13 protein-coding genes and 1 pseudogene are annotated in these 21,886 nt (G+C 42.9%); 8 read left to right on the forward strand and 6 right to left on the reverse strand.

Translation table 11 applies throughout. The features are described from left to right. The 3 genes and pseudogenes from CDG77_RS17675 to thrC (CDG77_RS17685) all read right to left on the reverse strand — a co-directional run. Positions 1-1,084, reverse strand: a pseudogene (locus CDG77_RS17675) (pyruvate:ferredoxin (flavodoxin) oxidoreductase); the annotation flags it as partial. A gap of 836 nt (positions 1,085-1,920) precedes the next feature. Continuing rightward, a complete protein-coding gene (locus CDG77_RS17680) occupies positions 1,921-2,535 on the reverse strand; it encodes a chromophore lyase CpcT/CpeT (RefSeq protein ID WP_094330655.1) in 615 nt (204 codons plus the stop codon). Positions 2,536-2,727: 192 nt separating this feature from the next. After that, positions 2,728-3,819 (reverse strand): threonine synthase, encoded by a 1,092-nt coding sequence (thrC, locus tag CDG77_RS17685; protein WP_094330656.1) that lies wholly within the window; start codon positions 3,817-3,819, stop codon positions 2,728-2,730. Positions 3,820-3,870: 51 nt separating this feature from the next. Between thrC (CDG77_RS17685) and CDG77_RS38570 the strand changes: the two genes are divergently transcribed. Together CDG77_RS38570 and CDG77_RS17690 are read left to right on the forward strand one after the other, a co-directional pair. Further along, positions 3,871-4,005 (forward strand): hypothetical protein, encoded by a 135-nt coding sequence (locus CDG77_RS38570; protein WP_258169580.1) that lies wholly within the window; start codon positions 3,871-3,873, stop codon positions 4,003-4,005. 317 nt (positions 4,006-4,322) lie between these two features. Further along, positions 4,323-4,520, forward strand: coding sequence for a hypothetical protein (locus CDG77_RS17690; protein ID WP_094330682.1), 198 nt, complete (start codon positions 4,323-4,325; stop codon positions 4,518-4,520). Between the two features lie 82 nt (positions 4,521-4,602). Here the strand turns inward: CDG77_RS17690 and CDG77_RS17695 are convergent, their stop codons facing one another. Next, positions 4,603-6,963: a hypothetical protein gene (locus CDG77_RS17695; protein WP_190233995.1), complete on the reverse strand. Its 2,361-nt coding sequence runs from the start codon at positions 6,961-6,963 to the stop codon at positions 4,603-4,605. Positions 6,964-7,281: 318 nt separating this feature from the next. On the opposite strand from CDG77_RS17695, the gene CDG77_RS17700 reads away from it, so the two are divergent. Continuing rightward, complete coding sequence (locus CDG77_RS17700; RefSeq protein WP_094330658.1) at positions 7,282-8,943, forward strand: iron uptake porin; 1,662 nt, start codon at positions 7,282-7,284, stop codon at positions 8,941-8,943. Between the two features lie 1,050 nt (positions 8,944-9,993). Further along, positions 9,994-10,347 (forward strand): hypothetical protein, encoded by a 354-nt coding sequence (locus CDG77_RS17705; protein ID WP_094330659.1) that lies wholly within the window; start codon positions 9,994-9,996, stop codon positions 10,345-10,347. A gap of 265 nt (positions 10,348-10,612) precedes the next feature. On the opposite strand, the gene CDG77_RS17710 is transcribed toward CDG77_RS17705, so the two are convergent. Beyond that, positions 10,613-10,888, reverse strand: coding sequence for a MoaD/ThiS family protein (locus CDG77_RS17710; RefSeq protein WP_094330660.1), 276 nt, complete (start codon positions 10,886-10,888; stop codon positions 10,613-10,615). An 87-nt stretch (positions 10,889-10,975) separates the two neighbouring features. After that, positions 10,976-12,286 (reverse strand): threonine synthase, encoded by a 1,311-nt coding sequence (thrC, locus tag CDG77_RS17715; protein ID WP_094330661.1) that lies wholly within the window; start codon positions 12,284-12,286, stop codon positions 10,976-10,978. Between the two features lie 832 nt (positions 12,287-13,118). Between thrC (CDG77_RS17715) and CDG77_RS17725 the strand changes: the two genes are divergently transcribed. The 4 genes from CDG77_RS17725 to CDG77_RS17740 all read left to right on the forward strand — a co-directional run bounded on the left by CDG77_RS17725 (position 13,119) and on the right by CDG77_RS17740 (position 21,821). Next, positions 13,119-15,659, forward strand: a complete 2,541-nt coding sequence (locus CDG77_RS17725; protein WP_094330663.1) for a beta strand repeat-containing protein — start codon at positions 13,119-13,121, stop codon at positions 15,657-15,659. 156 nt (positions 15,660-15,815) lie between these two features. Then, the gene (locus CDG77_RS17730) at positions 15,816-16,379 is read left to right on the forward strand and encodes a DUF11 domain-containing protein (RefSeq protein WP_094330664.1); all 564 of its coding nucleotides are present in this window, start codon (positions 15,816-15,818) and stop codon (positions 16,377-16,379) included. Positions 16,380-16,530: 151 nt separating this feature from the next. After that, positions 16,531-18,081 (forward strand): DUF11 domain-containing protein, encoded by a 1,551-nt coding sequence (locus tag CDG77_RS17735; protein WP_094330665.1) that lies wholly within the window; start codon positions 16,531-16,533, stop codon positions 18,079-18,081. Next, a complete protein-coding gene (locus tag CDG77_RS17740; RefSeq protein ID WP_094330666.1) occupies positions 18,078-21,821 on the forward strand; it encodes a hypothetical protein in 3,744 nt (1,247 codons plus the stop codon). The genes CDG77_RS17735 and CDG77_RS17740 overlap by 4 nt, the downstream gene beginning before the upstream one ends. The last annotated feature ends 65 nt before the right edge of the window (positions 21,822-21,886 follow it).

Here is a 21,886-nt window from a genome sequence, read left to right on the forward strand (position 1 = left end):
CCCCTGCTCCCCCTGCTCTCTTATCTTCCCACGCTTCATGAATAGCAGCCACAACATCCAAATACAAAGGCTCCCCAGCGCTACCTGCTTCTTTGGTGCGGTCGAGAACTGCGATCGCTTTTACACTAGTTGGTAAGGCTGCAACAAACTTTTGGACATCAAAGGGGCGATAAAGTCGCACTTTCAATACACCAAGTTTTTCACCACGGGCGTTAAGATAATCTATGGTTTCATGGACGGTTTCACAGCCTGAACCCATAAGAACGATAAGGCGATCCGCATCTTTAGCACCGTAATATTCATAGATTTTATAATGCCTTCCCGTGCGTTCTCCAAACTCATCCATGATGCGCTGGACAATTTCTGGACAAGCGCTGTAGTAAAGGTTCGCGCCTTCCCGTCCTTGGAAGTAGACATCGGGGTTTTGAGCAGTACCACGCAATACGGGGCGATCTGGGGTGAGGGCGCGGCTGCGGTGGGCGAGTATGAGATGATCGTGGATTAGCGATCGCAAATCTCCATCTGAAAGCAGTTTGACTTTCTGGATTTCATGTGAAGTGCGGAAGCCATCAAAGAAGTGCATAAATGAGACTCGCGTCTCTAAAGTAGCAGCATGGGCGATGAGAGCAAAATCTTGACTTTCTTGCACCGAAGCCGAACACAGCAGGGCAAAACCAGTAGCCCGAGCCGCCATCACATCGCTATGATCGCCAAAAATTGATAAAGCGTGGGTAGCCAAAGAACGGGCTGCAACGTGAACCACGAAGCTACTCAATTCACCAGCAATTTTGTAGAAATTGGGAATCATCAACAATAATCCCTGAGATGCCGTGAAGGTGGTACTCAGGGAACCTGTTTGCAATGCCCCATGCACGGCAGCTGCGGCTCCCCCTTCGCTTTGCATCTGCACAACGCTGGGAATAGTACCCCAGAGGTTAGGACGACCTTCGGCTGACCAAGCATCTGCCCATTCACCCATTGCTGAAGAGGGGGTGATAGGATAAATGGCGATCGCTTCATTTAATTTGTAAGCAACACGGGCGACAGCTTCATTCCCATCAATGGTTGCAAAGGTTTTGTTCATAATCTGATTTTTGTCCCCGTCTCTCAGTGTAAATAGAAGAGCAGAATTCAGGAGTCAGTCATCAAAGTAATTTTTAATTGATCGTGACGCTTGCAGACTCGCTAACACAATTTGTAGTTCCATCAGTGTTATTTTTCGTACTCTTAGATCCCCCCTAACCCCCTTAAAAAGGGGGGAATCGGAATCAAAGTCCCCCTTTTTAAGGGGAGCCACTGCGGTCTTGGGGTCTCCCCAAGTGGAGCATGTGACGTGGATTTAGGGGGATCTAAAACTTTGGATACCGACAAGATGACTTGTTCATTCATCCTCTTAATTACGAATTAGTTTTGTACCTTACTGAATGACAAACTGCTGTATAAATAGCCAGAGCTAGGAAGTCAGGGTAATAAAATTTTAAAGTCAAAGAGTTCTCGGTAGAATTTACCATTATTGAAATGATGATTTATTAATGGCTTTCGGCTCTTTAATTAACTTTAAATAAATACTTCATATATTAGTATCTCATCCTAAATCCCGCATCTATTAATATGTATTAATAATGTACTCAATAGCCAAAAGACTTATTAGCTAAGGCTTTCAGTTAATAGATTATTTTTTGTGGGGTATAGGGTCGGGTTTCTGTCTCGTTTTCATCCCCGTTAGGGGAAGTGGTTATGGAAAGATAGGGTAAGTTTTAAACTTTTCAAGGTTCTGAGGAGTGGTGTCGATGGACTTCAACACTTAGCTAAAACAGTAAAATTTGTTACTAAAATCTGTCAAGCATTTAATAAATAAATTAATAGTTGTAAGCGGGGATGTCGTGAAATGGACATTCACCAACATCTACCCACAAGCGGCTAACTCTGAGCATCCAGCGCATTAATTAGCTTGACTTCATCAGCAAAATTCGCCCATCGGACAAAGTGAAATGGCCCGGCGATGGAACCCCACAGACGCTCATCAGTGTCTAAATCCCTTCCCCGGTCGAGGCTGAAAAATTCTTTACCGTCAATCTCAAATTCATTATCTAGATAAGTATTTTTGCCGTCACGAACCACAATGCAGCCTTTACCGGGTTCAACCCTGCCTTTAAAGCTATTACCTGTCCACTCTACAACCATGTTGCAACCTGACATTTTTTCCAATTGGTCAACGGATAAATCTTTTAAACGTTCAGGTTCACGAGATGCGCCGTAAAATTTTTGTTCTTCTTTAAGGGTGTAGTGTTCAATAATAATGTGGTTTTCTGCCGGAATCAACTTCATTACCCGCATCCGGTAGGGTTGATTGAGCATAAAATCATAAGCTTGTTCGAGAAACAAACTTACCCCTGAGAACAATTCCAAGGGAATGGGACGGATACACACGCGAATGTGGGCATAAAAAGGCGGATTTTCAAAAGCTTGTTCTTGATTACTAAAATCAGCTGCCATCCACCGGGCTAAGGTAGCAATATCAGTAGAATGAGTCACGTCGCTTCGCTCCGAATTCAAAATTCAAAATTCAAAATTCCCAAATTCTTCTTTGCGCTCTTTGTTTTGTTTACTCTGCGTCTGGAGTGGCTAAATAATTTTTTTTACACCGCAGAGGCGCGGAGAACGCAGAGAAAAAACAAGAGATTTTATCAGTTCTTTTGAAAAGGCAAGTTATAGATATTACGCTGCTTAAAATCCCATTGCCTCGGCGACTGCGCCCAATTCGGCTGCAATCCCCTGTTTAAATTGACTGTGATTGTGTTTAATAGCTGTATCTGGGTCTTTTAGACCATTGCCTGTGAGGACACAAACCACTGTCGCCCCTGTCGGAACTTGGTCTTTTACCTGCAACAACCCGGCTACAGAAGCGGCGCTAGCGGGTTCGCAGAAGATGCCTTCTGATGCTGCCAAAAGTCGATAAGCGTCGAGAATTTCTGCATCGGTAACGGCGTGGAAATTTCCTTTACTTGCGGTTTGGGCTGCGATCGCTAATTCCCAGCTAGCGGGGTTGCCAATGCGAATTGCTGTCGCGAGGGTTTCGGGATGCGCTACGGGCTGACCGTGTACTAATGGGGCTGCACCTGCGGCTTGGAATCCCATCATTCGAGGCAAGCGATCGCACTTTCCATCTTGATGGTATTGACAAAAGCCCATCCAATATGCTGTGATGTTTCCTGCATTCCCAACGGGGATGCACAACCAGTCTGGGGCATCACCCAAGGCATCGACAATTTCAAATGCTCCTGTTTTCTGCCCTTCTAGGCGGTAGGGATTGACCGAATTTACCAATGTTACCGGATAGCTTTCGGCCATCTCGCGGACAATTTCTAGCGCTTGGTCAAAATTTCCTTTAATTGCCAATACTTCTGCACCATATAGTAATGCCTGGGCTAACTTGCCTAGTGCCACATAACCATCGGGAATTAATACAAAGGCATTCATTCCCCCACGTCTGGCATAGGCGGCGGCGGCGGCTGAGGTATTACCCGTGCTGGCACAAATTACTGCTTTTGCCCCTGCTTCCTTGGCCTTGGAAATTGCCATAGTCATCCCCCGGTCTTTGAAGCTGCCGGTAGGGTTTAGACCATCATATTTTACAAAAACCCGTACTTGTCTGCCAATAAGTTCTGCGATCGCTGGCACTGGTATTAGAGGTGTGTTTCCCTCCAGCAGAGTTACCACCGGTGTTTGTTCGCTCACAGGCAAGTATTGGCGATAGGCTTCTATCAGTCCAGGCCAGGGTTGGCGATGAGATTTAGCAACAGATAGGCTCAAAGTCACGGGATTTAAAATTTCTTAATGTAAGGATTGGATATTTAGAGAGAGTGGCAAATGGAAGCATCGCATGGGGAAGAGGAAGAAAGTGGATTTTTCTTTGCCCTGTCCCAGCCCCTTAATTGCAAAAGAATATTACTTAAGAATATTATTTTTTGTGGTGCAGGTGTTTCACTTGCCATTTTTATTTAGAATACCAGTTAAATACGCAATGCGCTGTCTCTCCTTGGCAGTAGCCTTGGGCAAGTACCTGCCCATTTAATCTTGCTTGGGCTTCGTAGTTCTGGGAGGGCTTTCGGTAAGCGTGACACTTTGACTGTTACAAAAATGTAAGTACAACGGGGTAGTGTTTTATTTGGAACACAACCATTCTGTTCACCGTCTCTTATGATTGAACCGAAAACCTATTAGAGTATTTGATTGAAAATACACAATATTTTAATAAAGCTTAAAAGAGCATTATTATATTATTTCTAATGGTGTGAATTAAATTGTGGATTTAATTAATGATGCCTACTTGTTTATCTAGTGTTTCCGATCGCGAATCCCAAGCTAACTGGGTCAGTAAGCTAACCAAGTCTTATTATCAGGACGATCAGCAAGCTAAATTTATGCATTTACAAGCAGAAGTAGACTCTCTCTTGCAGCAGTTGGAAAACTTGAAGCACCAACGTTTAGCCGACACAGAGACTAGCCAAAAAGAATAAGTCAGTTTTGGAAATAGCGATGTCTACGACGGGCTACGCCTACGCCAGTGCCTCTTTAATTTAAATTTGAGTAAGGGGCGTGCTATTCAAAGCGCTGATTTTTCTCTGACCAGCGCCTCAAACTGTAGTTCTGAGCATTTTCTACTAGCAAAGCTAAGGATTGCACGTCTGAAAGCCTGGCGATCGCAGAGAGTCTTTGTAAATCATTTCCTGTAAAATCAGTGTAAATGACTTGATTGCGATCGGACAAAATTATAGTCCGGTCACGGTGTTGCTCTGTATTTCCCCCCTGAATTTCTGGTGGAGACTGATTCAAAGATGCGATTGCTGCTGCTGAGATAGTCAGTATGATTTCTGGTTGAGCGTTATTTGTTAAATCAATCACTTGAACGGGCCAATCACCCAACTTTTGCTGCATCTGCTCAAAGCTAGGAATAGCACCAGCCGGAACTTCACCAGATTGCTGTAAAGATTTCCACAGACTCGATAATATTACCTTCACCCCTTGGGGATTTTGTTGATACAGTTCTTGTAGGGTGATGGGAGATGGTTGTATCCATTCTAGTGCTGCATTTGTTAAGGCTAAAGGTTTGGGTTGAATAACATCGTTTTGATTCTCTGGAATTTTTGGCCCCATAGCTAATAGGCGCAAAACTTTACCCTGTAGTTGTACCGCTTTTATAGCCGCGATAGTAATTTTTTGTTCTCCATTTGGCAACCAGACTATAATCTGGATTTCCGGGTCAGAAGTGATTCCCAAAGTTTTCCAGAAAAATTTGGCGGTATCAGTTTTGGGTGGCTTCAAATTCGCAAAGGGTGAATTTAGCCAGCTTTTACCGTCATTGAATGCACTTACCTCTACCTGATACCAAACTTGGTTATCCGTGAGTTTCAAGTCTGCTGGAGAATTGGGTTGCAGCCACTCGGTGCTAGTAACTTGAGTAATTGGTTGCACTGTACCGACAATTTCACTAGGGTGAGTAGAGGATATTTGTGATTTTGCATCCTCACCATTGAGTCTTGCTAACAGACCCTGAATATAGGCAAGATTATCTTTTGTAATTTTTGGTTGCGCTTTTAACCAAGAATTAGCATGTTCTTCTCCCTGCTGAACAGCTAAAATCAGCACGAACCAAGCTTGCACCTCTAGTCTATTTGGGTTCACCCGCAACGCCTGAGCAGTTCGATTCCATAACCGGTTCTTATCCGCTTTCAGTAGAGTAGCAATTTCTTGGACATTATGTGGTGACGCTTCAAACACCTCTAAAGCTTTCTCCCAGCGACCATCAATCAAGTTTGCTAGTACTTCTTGACTAGGACTTGCCCATTTTTTCTGGGCTTGGATTTTAGTAAGTTGGGAATGCAAACGAATCAAATCCATTTGCGCTTGCGCCGCCTGTGGAAAAACTCCTTTGTGCTGTTTCTTGATGAATTTCAACCATTCAAAGGCTGGTGTCCACAGTCCAGTACGGGCAATTGCTAGGGCGTTTTGGTATGCAGAATCCTTGAGGGCTGGTGATTTGAGGCTAATCGCCTCCAATTCAATTGGTTTGAGTAATAACTTCACAGGCTTGACTTCGTAAACCTGTAAATGCGGTTCTAAACCTATTGTTTCATCAACAACTAACTCTTTTGTCGCATCACCAGTTACCTGTTGCCATTTGGGTAATTGTCCGTTGGGACTTGTCCAAGACAACATTTGTATTAAATTGGTGCGTTCTGGATTGTAATATACAATGTGACCGTAAGCGATCGCACCAGTTCCTTGTTGGCGTTTACCCCGCAAATTAAACCAAACCCCTGGTGATGGTGTCCCACCGTCAAACCGTTGCACTTCAGTTAAAGGTAAGGGAACGCTGATATCTTGCAGTTCTAATGTTCCATCAAGTGAGGGAGAAATTACAAAGGATTCTTCTGGCCCAGTTACAGATAATTGAGTCGTTAGGTAGTAGTAATTTTCTGACTGAGATTTAAACTCTAACTCTTTTGAGCGCTCGTAAACCCTGAGTTCCACAAGCTTTTTACAATCAGATTGACAATTAGCCCGCTGCTGCCAAACTGGTAGTAAAAAAGAGTCTTTTGCATCCTGACGTAAAGGTAGATTTTCCCCAAATATTTGGTTTTTTTGACTCAAATCGAGTTGAATTTGTTTGAGGGTTTTGGGGCGTTCGTGCTTGCCAAGAGAGATTTGGGCCCATGCAGGTAAAATTTTATTTAGCCAGCTTACCTGGTCTGGATTGAAGATGAAGAGAACACTAATCCAGGCAAAAGCCATAACTAGACTAGCACTACTCAACAGAATTGCGATCGCTAATGTTGACGACAACCAACTTCCCCGTTTTAGCTTTTTCTGGGGTTTTTTAACGACGCGTTTTATCACACCTGCATGAGGTTTATTTTGTTTTGAGGTTTTTGGTATCGGCTTGCGTGGACGATTTGCCATAGATTGAGGATTGGAGATTGGGAATTAGGGGTTGGGGATTAAAAATTGGGAATTAGGGGATTAGGGATTGAGAAAACTTTTCCTAGTCCCCAGTCACCAATCCCCAGTCCCCAGTACCTAGAGAGCCAGTCCCCAATACCCTGTTATACTCGTCCTTTCAGAAGTTGCCCAGAAAGATTTAAGTCTCATTTTCGACAAAATACGTAAATTTTCCCATGTGAATGTTAGACAACAGCGAATACACTCTTCACTTGAGTATGTGAAGAGTGTAAAAAGTTGAAAGGTAGACTTATTAGCCGCAGTTATCGCAAAACCTGGATGCTCGCATGCTTACTAATTGCGGGAGTAAATGGCGTTGCACAAAAAGTACTAGCACAGGAGTACACAGACACAGTAACTACTCAAGCGCACGAGAGTGAGAGTACAGATTTAAATTCTCCTCCCCTCTCCCCCATAAATCCGATGGCGCAAGTTACATCGGTTTCTCAACTCAAGGACGTACAACCCAACGATTGGGCATTCCAAGCATTACAGTCTTTGGTGGAACGCTATGGTTGTATAGCTGGCTATCCAGATAGTAGCTATCGCGGTAATCGCGCCTTAACTCGCTATGAATTTGCCGCCGGGATAAATGCTTGTTTAGATAGAGTCAACGAATTAATCACTACAGCCACCAGCGATTTAGTCACCCGCGAAGATTTAGCAATATTACAAAAATTGCAGTCAGAATTTGCCCCAGAATTAGCAACTTTGCGGGGTCGTGTCGATAGTTTAGAAGCCAGAACTGGCGAAATTGAAGCTAACCAATTCTCAACAACAACCAAACTCAGTGGACTACTAATAGTCGGCATTCAAGGACGCACTAACAATCGTGGTGATGTTAATCCTAGAGATGGACAAAAAGATACAAATGATGCAGGAACAAACACTGATGTTATCTCCTTAGCACAACTATATTTAACTAGTCAAATTACTCCTAGTAGTTACTTGTTTACAGGTCTTTTAGCTGGTAGAGGTACTAGTGCGCCAAGATTTACCAATAGTGTTTCTCGGAATGATGTTTTACTTGGCTACGAATTTCCTACAGATAGCTTGATTGTAAGTGACCTTAATTTTCATTGGCTAGTGACAGATAAATTAGCAGTGATGGTGGGAACAGAAGGTGTAAGTATGCCTGCTGCTTTCCGAGGCCCAAATCGAGTAGAAAGTGCAGCAACAGGGCCATTATCTTATTTTGCCCAAAGAAACCCAATTTTAAATATGGGATACGGTCACGGCGGTATAGCTATTGATTGGCAATTTTCTAAACGCGCTAGTTTGCAGGCAATTTATACTGCTTATCAACCAGGAAACCCCGGTAAAGGTAGCGGTTTATTTGATGGAACTAGAACTACAGGAGTGCAATTGCTGTTGACACCAACTGATACTCTCGATTTAAGTTTGTATTACGTTAACAATTACTCTTCAGATGGTTGTTTATTAACTTTTGTTGGTGATGAATGCTTAACTGCGGTTAATACAACTACCGGGAAATCAGCGCCATTACAAACCAACGCCGTAGGTGCGACTATAACTTGGCAAGTTTCTCCTCATCTGAGTGCAGGTGCATGGGGTGGTTATACTAAATCTTATATTCCTGGGCAATCAGGAAATGTGGAGACGACGAATTATATGGTGTTTCTGAATTTCCCTGATTTATTGAAGAAAGGAAATTTAGGCGGAATTTATGTCGGTCAACCTCCTAAAATCACCAGTAGCGACCTACCTGTAGGGAATAATGTCCCTGATTTTATTAATACCGGCTTAGGACGTGCAGGTGGACAACCAGGGACAACCACTCAAATAGAGGCATTTTATCGTTTCCAGGTAACAGATAACATCAGCATTACACCAGGAATAATTCATCTATTGCAACCTGGTAACACACCAGATAATGACTCAGTTACTATTGGCATTCTGCGGAGTACTTTTAGTTTTTAATTTTGTTTGTAGATAAACATCATAAAACTGACAGCATTTTTAAAGTAGGATGACCAGTCGATAAATTAAGCTTTTTGGTGATTTTTACGTAAGTTATGGAGATATAAAAAAAGGTTTGGCGGTGAACCAAACCTCTCTATAAATCCAGTGCATAACAACATCCCGAATTAATTTACTCATTATTATATTCATAGGGCATCTTCCTATAGGATGTGTGCAAATATCCTCAAACCTGATGGCCTAATTTTCGAGTATAATCTAATACCTAAAAAAGAAAACTAGCTGTAAGGTGATTTTTCCAGCAAGCAAAATAAAAGACGGGATGATTTATCCCGTCCAAATAGCTTGAAAGTGGCAATGCACCTTGGACTCTGCAAAAAATTATCACAAATAAAACTTAATATGTAAGGCTAACAAATAATATAGGACTCCTATTTGATTTTTGAACAAAATTAGGTATTGTAGGCTGTGTTAGAACGAAGTTCCTAACGCACTATCTGATATTATTTGTATTTCAGCTAATACATCACATGTTAATTCTAATGTGATGCCAAAAAATCAGCAATAAAAAAGACGGGGGTTAGCCCGTCTTCTGTATAATAAGTAAAAACATCTTGGTAATTTCTGCAATATATCAAAATCCTTTAATCACAATCTGCCAAATTGCCAAATGCTCACCAATAAAACACGAATATTAATTTCTCTGTAATTGGATATTTTTATAAGCTATAAATTTTACTCTCAGTACAAATTAATAGCTGCTTAAAGGGTAAGTAGATGGGCGTGAATAAATATAATATGTTCCGTCATTGCGAAGCGTTGCGATTGCTCCGCAATGATATCTTATATTTAATTATGCCTGCCTACTTATAATGATGAACCCTAACAAAAACATGCTTTTATATTATTAATCAATGTCACATAGGGCGTGCCAATTCGGGATATAAAAAAGCTGCGACTCCGAATAGCCTATTGTAGACATCGCACTATTCAGTTGGATATACTTATGATTTCTCTAGATATAAAAAATTACTGACGGCGAAGTTCATCATGAACCTAAGTATAGTTGATGAAAAATTGCAGATAGAATTTACCTTTAAAGAGCAACTACTAGCTGTTCGCTTGAATAAACTTTGGCAAATATCACTAGCCCATATTGAACAAGTTACAACAGCCGAACCCCAAAGCAATTGGCGAGAATTGCGTGCCCCTGGTAGCTTTATTCCTGGAGTGGTTAAGGCTGGAACTTATTACACTAACCGAGGTAAAGAGTTTTGGTATGTGAATCGAGAGACAAATTATTTAACTATTCAATTGCGAGATGAATCTTATAATCGGATTATCTTAACTATTGATAACAATGAGTCTTGGCAACAAAGACTTGCTCAAATAATTGCTGCATAGTTAGCTCATTCAAGTATCTACACTAAATTTTCCGGCATTGCATAAATGCGGCATGAGTTTCTGGTTGAAACCATTGAAAATTCGTTACAAATTGGGCGAAATCATCCCATGATTCAGCAACGCCAATCTTCCTTGCGAAATGCTACCGCGATTAAGGGAAGCAGCAGCCCTCTTATAATAGCCATTCCCAGTCTAAGACTGGGAATAAGGTAATCTATCACAGGTTTGTCTAGTCAGGTTTCTATTTTATTTACTGTTCTCTCTATTAACCACCAGCAACAGCAGGAACAATACTTACTTCATCGCCATCTTTCAAGGCTGTGTTAATACCATCTAAATAGCGAATATCTTCGCTATCGACGTAAAAATTTACAAACCGACGTAGCTTGCCTTCTTCATCGCATAATCTGGATTTAATACCAGGAAAGCTTTGTTCTAAGGATTCCAACAATTCAGCAATGGTGCTACCGTTGGATTCTAGACTAGCTTGATTATGAGTCAAATTTTGAAGAGTCGTAGGAACTAAAACTGTTACAGCCATAGAAGTACAAAATGAGGAGTGAAAAGTGAGGAATACAATTAAGAGTTAGGAGTTATGAATAAAAAACTCATAACTCACAACTCATAACTAAACGAGGACTTGTTGCCATTCCAAGCGATCCAGAGTCCGCGATCGCTCTAGAGCGCGTTCAAAACTATCAAGTTTAGCATCAATAGTCAAGGGTTCTCCAACATAGCCTTGGATTGCTTCTTGGGTTTTCAAACCATTGCCGGTGATGTAAATCACGGTAGTTTCATCTGGATCGATTTTGCCAGCTTCTACCAGTTTTTTCAGCACGGCTACGGTTGTACCACCAGCCGTTTCTGTGAAGATGCCTTCGGTTTCTGCCAGCAACTTGATGCCATCAATAATTTCTGCATCATTGACTGATTCAATATTACCACCAGTTTTCTGGGCTAACTCTACAGCATAAATGCCGTCTGCGGGATTACCGATCGCTAGGGATTTCGCAATTGTATTCGGTTTCACTGGCTTAATAAAGTCGCGTCCTTCTTTGAAGGCTTGAGCGATGGGCGAACAACCCTCAGCTTGAGCGCCACTGAAACGGACGCTCTTGTTTTCTACTAAACCAACTTCGATAAATTCTTGGAACCCTTTATAAATTTTGGTAAATAGCGAACCCGAAGCTAAAGGAGCAACCACATGATCGGGTAATTCCCAGCCTAGTTGTTCCGCAACTTCAAAACCTAGCGTCTTGGAACCTTCAGAGTAGTAAGGACGCAGGTTAATATTGACAAAACCCCAGCCATGTGTATTAGCAACTTCCGAACAAAGACGATTGACTTGATCGTAGTTGCCTTTGACAGCCATCAGCGTGGGACTGTAGATCAGGCTACCGATAATTTTACCGGCTTCTAAATCTGCGGGGATGAACACACAGCAATCTAAACCGGCATGAGCTGCGATCGCAGCTGTAGAATTTGCCAAGTTACCAGTGCTAGCGCAAGAAACAGTAGTGAAACCCAATTCTCGCGCCCTTGATAGAGCGACTGACACTACCCGATCCTTAAAGCTTAAGGTGGGCATATTAACGGCATCATTTTTTATATAAAGTTTATTTAGACCCAGGCGACGGGCAAGACGGTGGGAACGAACTAAGGGAGTCATCCCCGTTCCCACATCTATAACATTGTCAGTTGCGACAGGCAAAAAGGGACGGTAGCGCCAAATTGAATTGGGCCCAGCTTGAATTGTTTCACGAGTGACGGTCAGACGCAGGGCGTTGTAGTCATACTTTACTTCTAACGGGCCAAAACATGACTCACAAACATTACTGGCTTTGAGTTCATATTCTGCACCACATTCCTTACACTTTAAGGCTTGAAAGTAGGCAGTGCTGGTTTGGGTTAGGTTTTGGGTTTTGATTGCCTGAGTCATAAACTAGCTTTCCCTGTTTGTCTGTCGGCTGTCGCCTGATAGTAACACGAGCAAAAATACCAGTCAAACATACCCGATAAAAATTGTCGGGTATATTTGGTATTTAAATGAATGATCCTTGTAAACCTTTGATACAAGCAATCCCTTTGTTTAGTATTTACACTTACGAGTTTAGTGTTGCAAAACATGACAATAGCATTAATTACTCAGTCTTAACACTGACTGATTGTATGAGTAAATTGCATTTTATTATGATTAATTTGCATCCAAATAAAGAACTATCCCATTTAAGCGATTTAGATCGGTTAGTTAACCTTCTATTTTTTTATCTAAATGACTCCACAGGGTTGTATGCATATATGGCAGCAAAGACTCAAAAGTATTTTCAGATATAAGTTTCAGTATTTTTAACACCTCGATCGAAACCCAAAAATTGCTATGTGTGTTGCCAAAATGAAGTTAATTTTTCAGCTTCGATTGCACTGATGCAGCGCCAGAGAAGTTACTTATTTATACGGAAGATTTTTTTTGCTGTAAAAGCTACATTGCTATTTACATTTAGATTACAGAAAAAAACATAGTAACAAATTACACATATTTGCGATTATTAGCCTTGAGCCTCAAACATTAAGCGGAAAACAAGTAGGCAAATTATTTCTGCTTATTGCTGCAATGTAGTCTTTAAGGAGTGTCAATAATTTAACAGGTCAAAATATACGCTCCCCGAAAAATTAAGGTTTCGGGGAGATGTAGTCGGTAATTCTTTAAAGAATTGTCGAACTTTTTACTGTCTCAAAACCCAAGATTAAAAGCAAAGAAATAAACAACTTTTATGGTATATCGAAATAAATCTATCACCAAGCAGCGTCAGCTTTACCAATCTCTAGTAGCAACAGCATTATTAACTGGTAGCTTTTTCCAATTTGTTGCACCTGTATTAGCTGACGGAACTACTGCGGGTACATCTATCAGTAACACCGCGACAGCGACCTACGAAGATCCTAACAGTCCCGGGACAACAATTAATGCCACTTCTAATACTGTAGTTGTCACTGTAGCAGAGGTTGCTGGTATTACCGTTACAGCATCTGGTGTAACAGATGCCACCACTAGCCCTACTAATACAACAGTTCAGGTTGGCGACCTACTAATCTACACCTACAATCTGACTAACGTAGGTAACGACCCGACCAAATTCCACATTCCTAACCAAGCGACAACAACTGGGCCGGGTACAGTTTCTGGCACACTACCAAATGGTGGTACAGCTAATAGCCTACAATATAGCACCGACGGCGGTCAAACATGGACAAACATCCCGCAAGGCGGCGTAGACACACCCTCGGTTCCAGTTGGTGGTACTGTATTGGTGCGTGTACCGGTTACTGTCCAGAATGGCGCTCAAACCAACGACATAATCACCGTTACCCTTGGTAATACCCCTGGTGATGCTCAAAACCAACTGCGGAGTCCTGATGGTGGTGACGTGTTCACCGTAGATAATCTCGATGGTAGTGTTACTGGTGAGGTAACTGGGGCACCAGTTAATGGTACGCGAGAAGCTAGCGCCACCGAGCAAATTAAGGTTGGTTTAACGCTGAAGACTTATGCTTTAGCTACCATTCTTAAGGTTCGCAGTGGCTATAACAATGCTGGAACAACTGCGATTACAGATGACAAGCTGACTTATGATTTGAGTTTGCGCGTTGAGTCTAACGATCCCACAGGGCAGGGAATTACGCCAGCAGCTTTGACAGGTACAAGCATCAATGTGAATGGTGCTGCTGGCAACTATATTTTAGTTTCCGATGCGATTCCTGCGGGTACAAATTTGGCAGTAGCACCAACTGCACCTCCTGGTTGGCAAACTGTTTATACTACTAGCCCAGTTACAACTAATGCTAATACAGCTAGTTGGACTACGACAGCACCAGCCTCTCTGGCCTCAGTTACTCGCGTTGGTTTTATCAATAATCCAGCGACTATTACTTCCATTGCTCCTGGTACAACGGTAAATGGCTTCTCAATTCAGCTAGCTGTTAAATCAACTGCAACTTCACCCTTAACCGTCGCTAATATCGCTCAATTATTTGGTCAAACACCTACCAACAATTTTCCAGTGTACGACGAATCAGGCGACCAAAATCCCAGTAACTACGACGGTTCCCCAGGCAGTATGACACCTCCTGCGGGTACTGATACCAATAATGATGGTATTCCCGATGCTTTACCACCTGCTAGTGTTGATGATGGCTATATTAATACTCCAACATCTCCAGAAACTGGAACTGACACGGGTAATAACAACAGTGGTACTGGTACTGGTGGTGAGGCGAACGTCTTCACAGTGCAAGCACCTGTTGCTTCAGCATTACTCAACGGGCCGCTGAATGCCCCGGATGCCACTGGGCCATCGGGTGGAACCGACGATGACTTCACGAACAAATCTTCTCTCGTTCCTGCTGGTACAGCACCTGGTAGTACACTCGATCCTCAATCAGTTGGTTTCACAAACACAATTAAGAATAGTGGTACTGATGCAGGTGTATTGAAGATAGAGCCAACGAAACCAACAATTTCGGGAGATTTACCGAATAATACAAAGGTAACTATTACCTATAATAGTCAGTCTGCTGTCTATACCTACAATAATGGAGTTTTCAGCATAACTGGTACAGCAATTACAATCCCCAATGTTGCTCCTGGTGCAAGTATCAACTACGGTGTGGAAGTTGATTTACCTCCAGGCACGCAGTTATCTACTGATATTAACAGAGGCTTCCCAGTACCCATCACTGCTTCTATTGACAACTACACAACGGATACCAACGGTGATGGAATCAAGGATAGTGGGAACGATAATAACTTTGATTCATCCAACATTACTATCGATCGCGTTTACACTGGTTTCTTGAAACTGCTGAAAAAGTCACGAGTCTTACAAGGAACTGGGCCTGTAGTTCAGGGGAATGACGGTACATTCAGTATCGATCCGAAAAAGCCTGCACCGGGAAATATTATTGAGTATCAAATTCAGTACACAAATATTTCCGATCCTCAATCTGGAACCGGTAACGTGATTTTGAATGCCAACAAAGTTGTGATTATTGAAGATGGTACGCAAAGCCCCAACAACTGGGCACTAGACAACGATGCCAGCGGTCAAATTGATACTAGCAACATTGTTGGTTCAGCTAAGGATTCTGGAACTGCAACTATCCAGTTTTTCAGTGGTAATCCAGCTAATACCTCTGGCATCGACCAAACCGGAACTACCGTAAACGCAGATATTACCAAGTATGTAGATAGTGTAACTGGCGCGATCGCACCGGGTATTCAAAGAACATTTACCTTCCAACGCAAGGTGAACTAATTCGTTGGGAATGGGGAATGAGCGATCGCTGCAATTAGTTTACCTCAATCCCCAACCCTCAAACAGCAAGCAAATAGGAGAGTGACTATTTCTTGGCAAAAGCAGGGAAAGATAAGTCGACAATTAGCATTCTGAAAGTTTTTTGAGGTTATTTGTATGAAGCGTGTTTCTCTTGCAGGTTTAGGAGCGTTCGCTCTCATTGCTACAGTTTCATTTATCGGTCAAATTCCAGGAATCGCAAATGGATGGCACTCAGACAGTGCTGTTGCTCAGAATATCAAAACTCAAGGGCAAATACAACTGCGTTTAGAAGTAGAAAAGCAAGTGGTAGCCCAAGATCGGCAGGGTAAGCAAAGCCAGAAATGGGAACCTTTGAAAGGTCAAGCTGTAGTGCGTCCAGGGGATGTGTTGCGATATACCTTGAGTGGCGAAAATAAGAGCGATCGCTCAGTGAAGAATTTAACTCTTAATCAACCTATTCCTAAAGGAATGGTCTACGTGCTGAAATCTGCAAATGTCCCCAATAATGCCAAAGTTATTTACAGCATTGATGGTGGGCGCAGCTTTGTTGAAAATCCCACTGTGAAAGTTACTCTTCCTGGCGGCAAAGTGGAAACCAAACCAGCACCAGCCATTGCTTACACCCATATCCGTTTGCAGATTCCGTTACTTGCAGCTAAGACAACGGTATCGGCGACTTATCAAACCCAAGTGCGCTAATTGGGTTGGGGATTGGAGATTGGGGAAGATTTTCTGGGAACGCTAATTGGGTGCTATGGCTCCGAAACGAGATTTACACCATTTAAAAATTCTGGATTTCCAGAAATAAATAAGTGCTTTTATTAACAACAAGCTTGACATTTCAGAGGAGATGTGTTTTGTGAGCCGTCTTCAAAACCAAAAGCAAATTACTTCTTGCAGTAGCTGGTGGCGACGGTTAACAGCTACTGTTCTTCTGGGAAGTTTTTTGCATACTATTACACCTATACCAGCGATCGCGCAGCAGACTAACAATCTAGCTGCATCTTTGCCGTTAATAAATCAAGCTACTTATACTTATACAGACTCTGTTACTAATTATCAATATCAAGGAACTTCTAGTCAGCTTAATGTTACTCCTAGCCGATTATTCGATCCATTAGGGCGGATTTTAGGTTGCGCTGGCACTATTTTATCTGACTATACAGGTTTTTCAGTTGGTGTATACGAACCTAACTCTAGCGACCCAACGGGCACAGAATTGGGTAGCTTGGTTTCTTTGACTCGAACAGAGTTACCCGATATTTCTAATAACAACGTTCCTGGCGGGAAATCGCCAAATACAGAGAATAGTAACCCTTATTTCGTTACAAATAACCCTGCGGGTGTCTACAATTTCCTACTCGATCCGAATAAGGGTCAAATCGATCCAGGTAGAATTTACATTTTTGTAGTTAATCCACCACCAAATTCTATCTACAAACAACGGCGAATCAAGATTGAAATCCTTGGCAGTACTGGCACACAAGGCAATCAGGTCGTGCGATATGTTGCTACTTCTCTGGATGGTCAACCAATAAGTACCACAGGTGAAACCAGGGTAGAGCAAACAGTTGTTTTAGTTCCGAATGCAGAGGTTGTGGGACTAAATTTATTAGCCTTTGAATTCACCACAAATTTGTGCCAAGCCAATCAGTTGCAGATTATCAAAACAGGCGATCGCGCTGCTGCTGAACCTGGAGATACGGTAATCTACCGTCTGTCGGTAAAAAATCTCGCTGATGCTAGTTTGAATAATATATTTATCACCGACAGCCTACCTTTAGGATTCCAATTTTTACCTAAATCTGTGCGGGGAGAGTTGGATGGTCAAGCAGTTACTCTCACCTCAGAAAGCAATGGGAACACGGTGATTTTCAGGACAGACGTAACGATTCCCACTGATAAAGTCTTGAATATTGCCTATGCCGCTCAACTCACAGCTGATTCTCTGCGCGGTAATGGTCGTAATAGTGCGATCGTCAATGGTCAACGAGCTGATAACCGTTTTAGCACCAAGGATGGCCCTGCAACCCATCAATTGAAAATTCGTTCAGGAATCGTCTCTGACTGTGGCACGATTATCGGTCGCGTCTTTGTTGATAAAAACTTTGATGGCGAACAACAGCGTGGTGAGCCTGGAATCCCCAATGCAGTGATTTTTTTGGAGGACGGAAACCGCATCACTACAGATCCTAATGGTTTGTTCTCCTTAGCTAATGCCTTACCTGGATACCACACAGGTGTACTAGACCTCAGCAGTGTACCCGGTTACGCCCTAGCTCACAACGAAAAATTCCGCGAACGCAATAGCCAATCTCGCTTGGTGCATTTAGAACCTGGTGGTTTAGTACGCATGAACTTCGCAGTTACCCCCACATTTCAGGAGCCAGTCAAGAAATGAAACCCAGACTGCACTGTGCAACTAGATTTAACCTGAAGATGATGGGGGTAATGCCAGTAATATCTCTCAGCTTGGTTTTGTATCCTGCCATAGTCAAAGCAGAACCAGCCAATGAAAACCTCTTTTTCCCTTCGCAAGCAGACAAGGGTATAGAACAGAATAAAGTTGCTGAAAAAAGCATAGATTCAAATTCTCCTCATCTGTTGGGAAGTTCCGAGCAGCAGTTTCTACCTTTTGAAACGGAAATACAACCATTTGAACCAGCAACTTCTGTTGATTTAGCCAGAGAAGATAAAAAGGACGAAGGCCAAAACAGTGAGGGACAGTTGCAAAGTTCTCCAACGGAAATACAACCATTTCAACCAGCAACTTCTGTTACTTTACCCAGAGGCTTACGCAAAATAGCCGGAATCGCTGAAGTCAAAGAGAAAATTCCCCCTCCCTCCATTTCTGGAGCAATCAAAATCCTGACTCCAACGGCTGAGAGTGTTGTAGATGTACAAGCTACCACAGTAATTTTGCAATTCCCTGCTGGTAGTCAAGTGGAATTGCGGGTAAATGGCGTTTTGGTAGACTCTTCTCTAGTAGGACGGACGGAAACTGAGGCCAATACTAACTTGGTAACGCAGACATGGTATGGTGTCTCCTTAAAGGAAGGTAATAACACCATCTCTGCACAAGCAGTTGGAGGAACAGAACCCCCGGTAACAGTGCAAGTTGCAGTCCGAGGAGCGGCACAGCAATTAACCTTAGAAACAGTTGAGTCCCGCATCCCGGCGGATGGACGTTCTACAGCCACAATCAGGGGTCAACTCATTGATGCAAATGGCAATCGCTCTAATCGTGATGCTGTTGTCACTTTGATCCCTACTGCTGGGGAGTTGGTTGGGAAAGACTTCAAACCCGATGAACCCGGATTTCAAGTTGAGGCGAAAGGGGGGCAATTTACTGCGATTTTACGATCGCAATTAAAAGCGCAAACTGTGACAATTCGGGCGATCGCAAATGATTTGGAAGCCTTTACCCAATTGCAATTTGAAACTTCACTGCGTCCCAGTTTGGTAACAGGGGTAATAGATTTACGGTTGGGCGCGAGAGGGACAAATTATTACGGCAGTTTTCGTGATTTTCTCCCTCCTGACAAAGACAACGGCACGCAATTAGATTTCCATTCAGCGATATTTGCCACTGGTGCGATCGGGGAATGGTTGTTTACAGGTGCATACAACAGTTCTCGTAATCTGAATGAAGATTGCAACTGCGATAATCGCCTGTTTAGAACTTACCAATCCAGCGAGCAAAACTATCCTGTCTACGGCGATAGCTCGAAAGTTGATGTAGTGGCTCCTTCTATTGACAGTGTATTTTTGCGTTTTGAGCGTTCAAATGGTATCCCCGGCTCCGATCCTGATTATGCCATGTGGGGTGACTACAACACAGAAGAGTTTGCAAGGCGATCGCAGCAATTTACTTCTATCACCCGTCAACTCCACGGCTTTAAAGCTAACTACAACTTAGGAAACTTACAAATTTCCGGCTTCTATGGCAACAACTTAGAGGGATTTCAACGGGATACCATTGCTCCCGATGGTACTAGTGGTTATTACTTCCTCTCTCGCAGAATATTACAAGCAGGTAGTGAAAATGTCTTTATCGAGTTAGAAGAACTAAATCGCCCTGGAACTGTACTAGAACGCAAACAGCTTAACCGAGGCCCAGACTACGAAATCGATTACGATCGCGGTACTTTATTATTCCGCGAACCGATTCTTCGCACAGATATCGATCAAACTGGACAAGTATTGGTACGCCGGATTGTTGTTACTTATCAATACGACGACCAAAACTCTGATAGCAATATCTTTGCCGGTCGTTTGCAATATAACCTTTCCCGGAAACTCAATCAAGAAAGTTGGATAGGAGCAACTTACCTCCAAGAAAATCATGGGGTGCGTGATTTTCAACTCTACGGTGCAGATGCGCTGATCGCTTTGGGTGACAAGGGGAAGTTAATCGCAGAATATGCCCATTCCATGAATGATTCTGATGTTGTGGGAAAAGTCAGTGGTGATGCGTACCGATTGGAAGCTGAGGGAGAAATTGCCAATGGGATTCAAGGTCGAGCCTATTATCGCTTTGCTGATACAGGTTTTGTCAATAATGCCACTATTAGCTTTGTCCCAGGACAAACCCGTTATGGGGCGCAGGTTACAGCTAGACTCACCTCAAGTACCAATGTCAGGGCGCAATATGACCATGAAGACAATTTTGGGATTGCTCCCCAACCCCTAGACACCTTTGAAGAACTGTTTGCACCCCGTTCTGAGGCTATACCTGGAAGCCAAGTTGATAATTCTCTGACGACGATTTCGGCTGGGATTCAACAACGCTTGGGTAGTGCCACTTTGGATGTAGATTGGATTCATCGTCGTCGGGAAGACCGAATCGCTGACAACGCCTTAAGTAGTAATTCCGATCAATTGCGATCGCGTTTCACAGTTCCCATCGCTAAGAACCTGACTTTCCAAGCTCAAAATGAACTCAGTTTATCTTCCCAAAAAGATACAGTTTACCCAGACCGTACCATCTTAGGATTGAATTGGGCATTAATTCCTGGTGTCAGTGTCAGTCTGGCTCAACAGTTTTACACTGGCGGTCAATTTTCGGGTAATTCCATCACCAGCTTAAGTGTCAATGGCGAACACAAACTCGGAACCGATACTACCTTGACTGGTCGTTACTCAATTTTAGGTGGTGCTAATGAACTGACTACCCAAGGAGCAATAGGTTTAAATAACCGCTGGACTATTGCTTCGGGATTGCGGCTGAATTTAGCTTACGAACACATATTTGGCAACTTCTTCGGACGAACTGCGGCGGGTCAACAATATGCCCAACCCTATGCCTTTGGTCAATCAGCATCTGCGATCGGATTTGAAGGTGGAGATAGTTACAGTGTTGGGCTAGAATACTCTGATAATCCCCAGTTTCAAGCCAGCGCTCGTTACGAACATCGCACTTCTTCTGGTGGTAGCAATACAGTAATTACCGCAGGTGCCGCAGGTAAAATTTCTCCGGCTCTCACAGCTTTGGTACGCTATCAACAGGCAAACTCTTCTAATCAAAAGCTGTCAGGATTGGGAGATACGGCTAACCTGAAGTTGGGTTTAGCTTACCGCGACCCCAATAGCGATAAATTTAATGCTTTATTACGTTATGAATATCGCCAAAATCCGGCGATTATTCCTGACACCATCCTGCTAGGCAGTGGTACAGGTTCCCAAGACCATACCTTTGCCTTAGAAGCTATTTACGCCCCTAACTGGCAATGGGAATTCTATGGTAAGTATGCTTTGCGTAACAGTACTTCTTATTTGGCTAACGATTTAGTTGGTACGAGTACGGTTAATCTGGGACAATTACGAGCTACCTATCGTTTGGGATATAGCTGGGATTTAGTTGGTGAGGCTCGTTGGATTGGCCAATCTAACTACAGTGAGACAGGTTTTGTGGTAGAAACAGGCTATTACCTCACTCCTAATTTGCGCCTTTCGGCTGGATATGTGTTTGGAAAAGTTGATGACCGAGATTTTTCTGGGACACGTTCCGCAGGTGGAGCATATTTGGGTTTCACGGTTAAACTGGATGAATTGTTTGAGGGCTTTGGACAACAAAAGCCGGTGCCACGTCAGCAACCAGAATCCACCGTGCAAAGCCTGATAAAGAAATTACGACAGTGAAATTTTGCTTCTCTTGGCAAATTACTGTCTTTTGATTTTTCTTTTTTCAGAGTGATAAAAGAGCG

Origin of the sequence: Nostoc sp. 'Peltigera membranacea cyanobiont' 213, from assembly GCF_002245975.1 — a bacterium.
Lineage (GTDB): Bacteria > Cyanobacteriota > Cyanobacteriia > Cyanobacteriales > Nostocaceae > Nostoc.

What these genes read in the sequence shown, in the direction of transcription:
- CDG77_RS38570 (WP_258169580.1), top strand. Translation starts at nt 3,871, where the DNA reads ATGGAAGCATCGCATGGGGAAGAGGAAGAAAGTGGATTTTTCTTTGCC.
- CDG77_RS17690 (WP_094330682.1), top strand. Translation starts at nt 4,323, where the DNA reads ATGCCTACTTGTTTATCTAGTGTTTCCGATCGCGAATCCCAAGCTAAC.
- CDG77_RS17695 (WP_190233995.1), bottom strand. Translation starts at nt 6,963, where the DNA reads ATGGCAAATCGTCCACGCAAGCCGATACCAAAAACCTCAAAACAAAAT.
- CDG77_RS17700 (WP_094330658.1), top strand. Translation starts at nt 7,282, where the DNA reads ATGCTCGCATGCTTACTAATTGCGGGAGTAAATGGCGTTGCACAAAAA.
- CDG77_RS17705 (WP_094330659.1), top strand. Translation starts at nt 9,994, where the DNA reads ATGAACCTAAGTATAGTTGATGAAAAATTGCAGATAGAATTTACCTTT.
- CDG77_RS17710 (WP_094330660.1), bottom strand. Translation starts at nt 10,888, where the DNA reads ATGGCTGTAACAGTTTTAGTTCCTACGACTCTTCAAAATTTGACTCAT.
- thrC (WP_094330661.1), bottom strand. Translation starts at nt 12,286, where the DNA reads ATGACTCAGGCAATCAAAACCCAAAACCTAACCCAAACCAGCACTGCC.
- CDG77_RS17725 (WP_094330663.1), top strand. Translation starts at nt 13,119, where the DNA reads ATGGTATATCGAAATAAATCTATCACCAAGCAGCGTCAGCTTTACCAA.
- CDG77_RS17730 (WP_094330664.1), top strand. Translation starts at nt 15,816, where the DNA reads ATGAAGCGTGTTTCTCTTGCAGGTTTAGGAGCGTTCGCTCTCATTGCT.
- CDG77_RS17735 (WP_094330665.1), top strand. Translation starts at nt 16,531, where the DNA reads ATGTGTTTTGTGAGCCGTCTTCAAAACCAAAAGCAAATTACTTCTTGC.
- CDG77_RS17740 (WP_094330666.1), top strand. Translation starts at nt 18,078, where the DNA reads ATGAAACCCAGACTGCACTGTGCAACTAGATTTAACCTGAAGATGATG.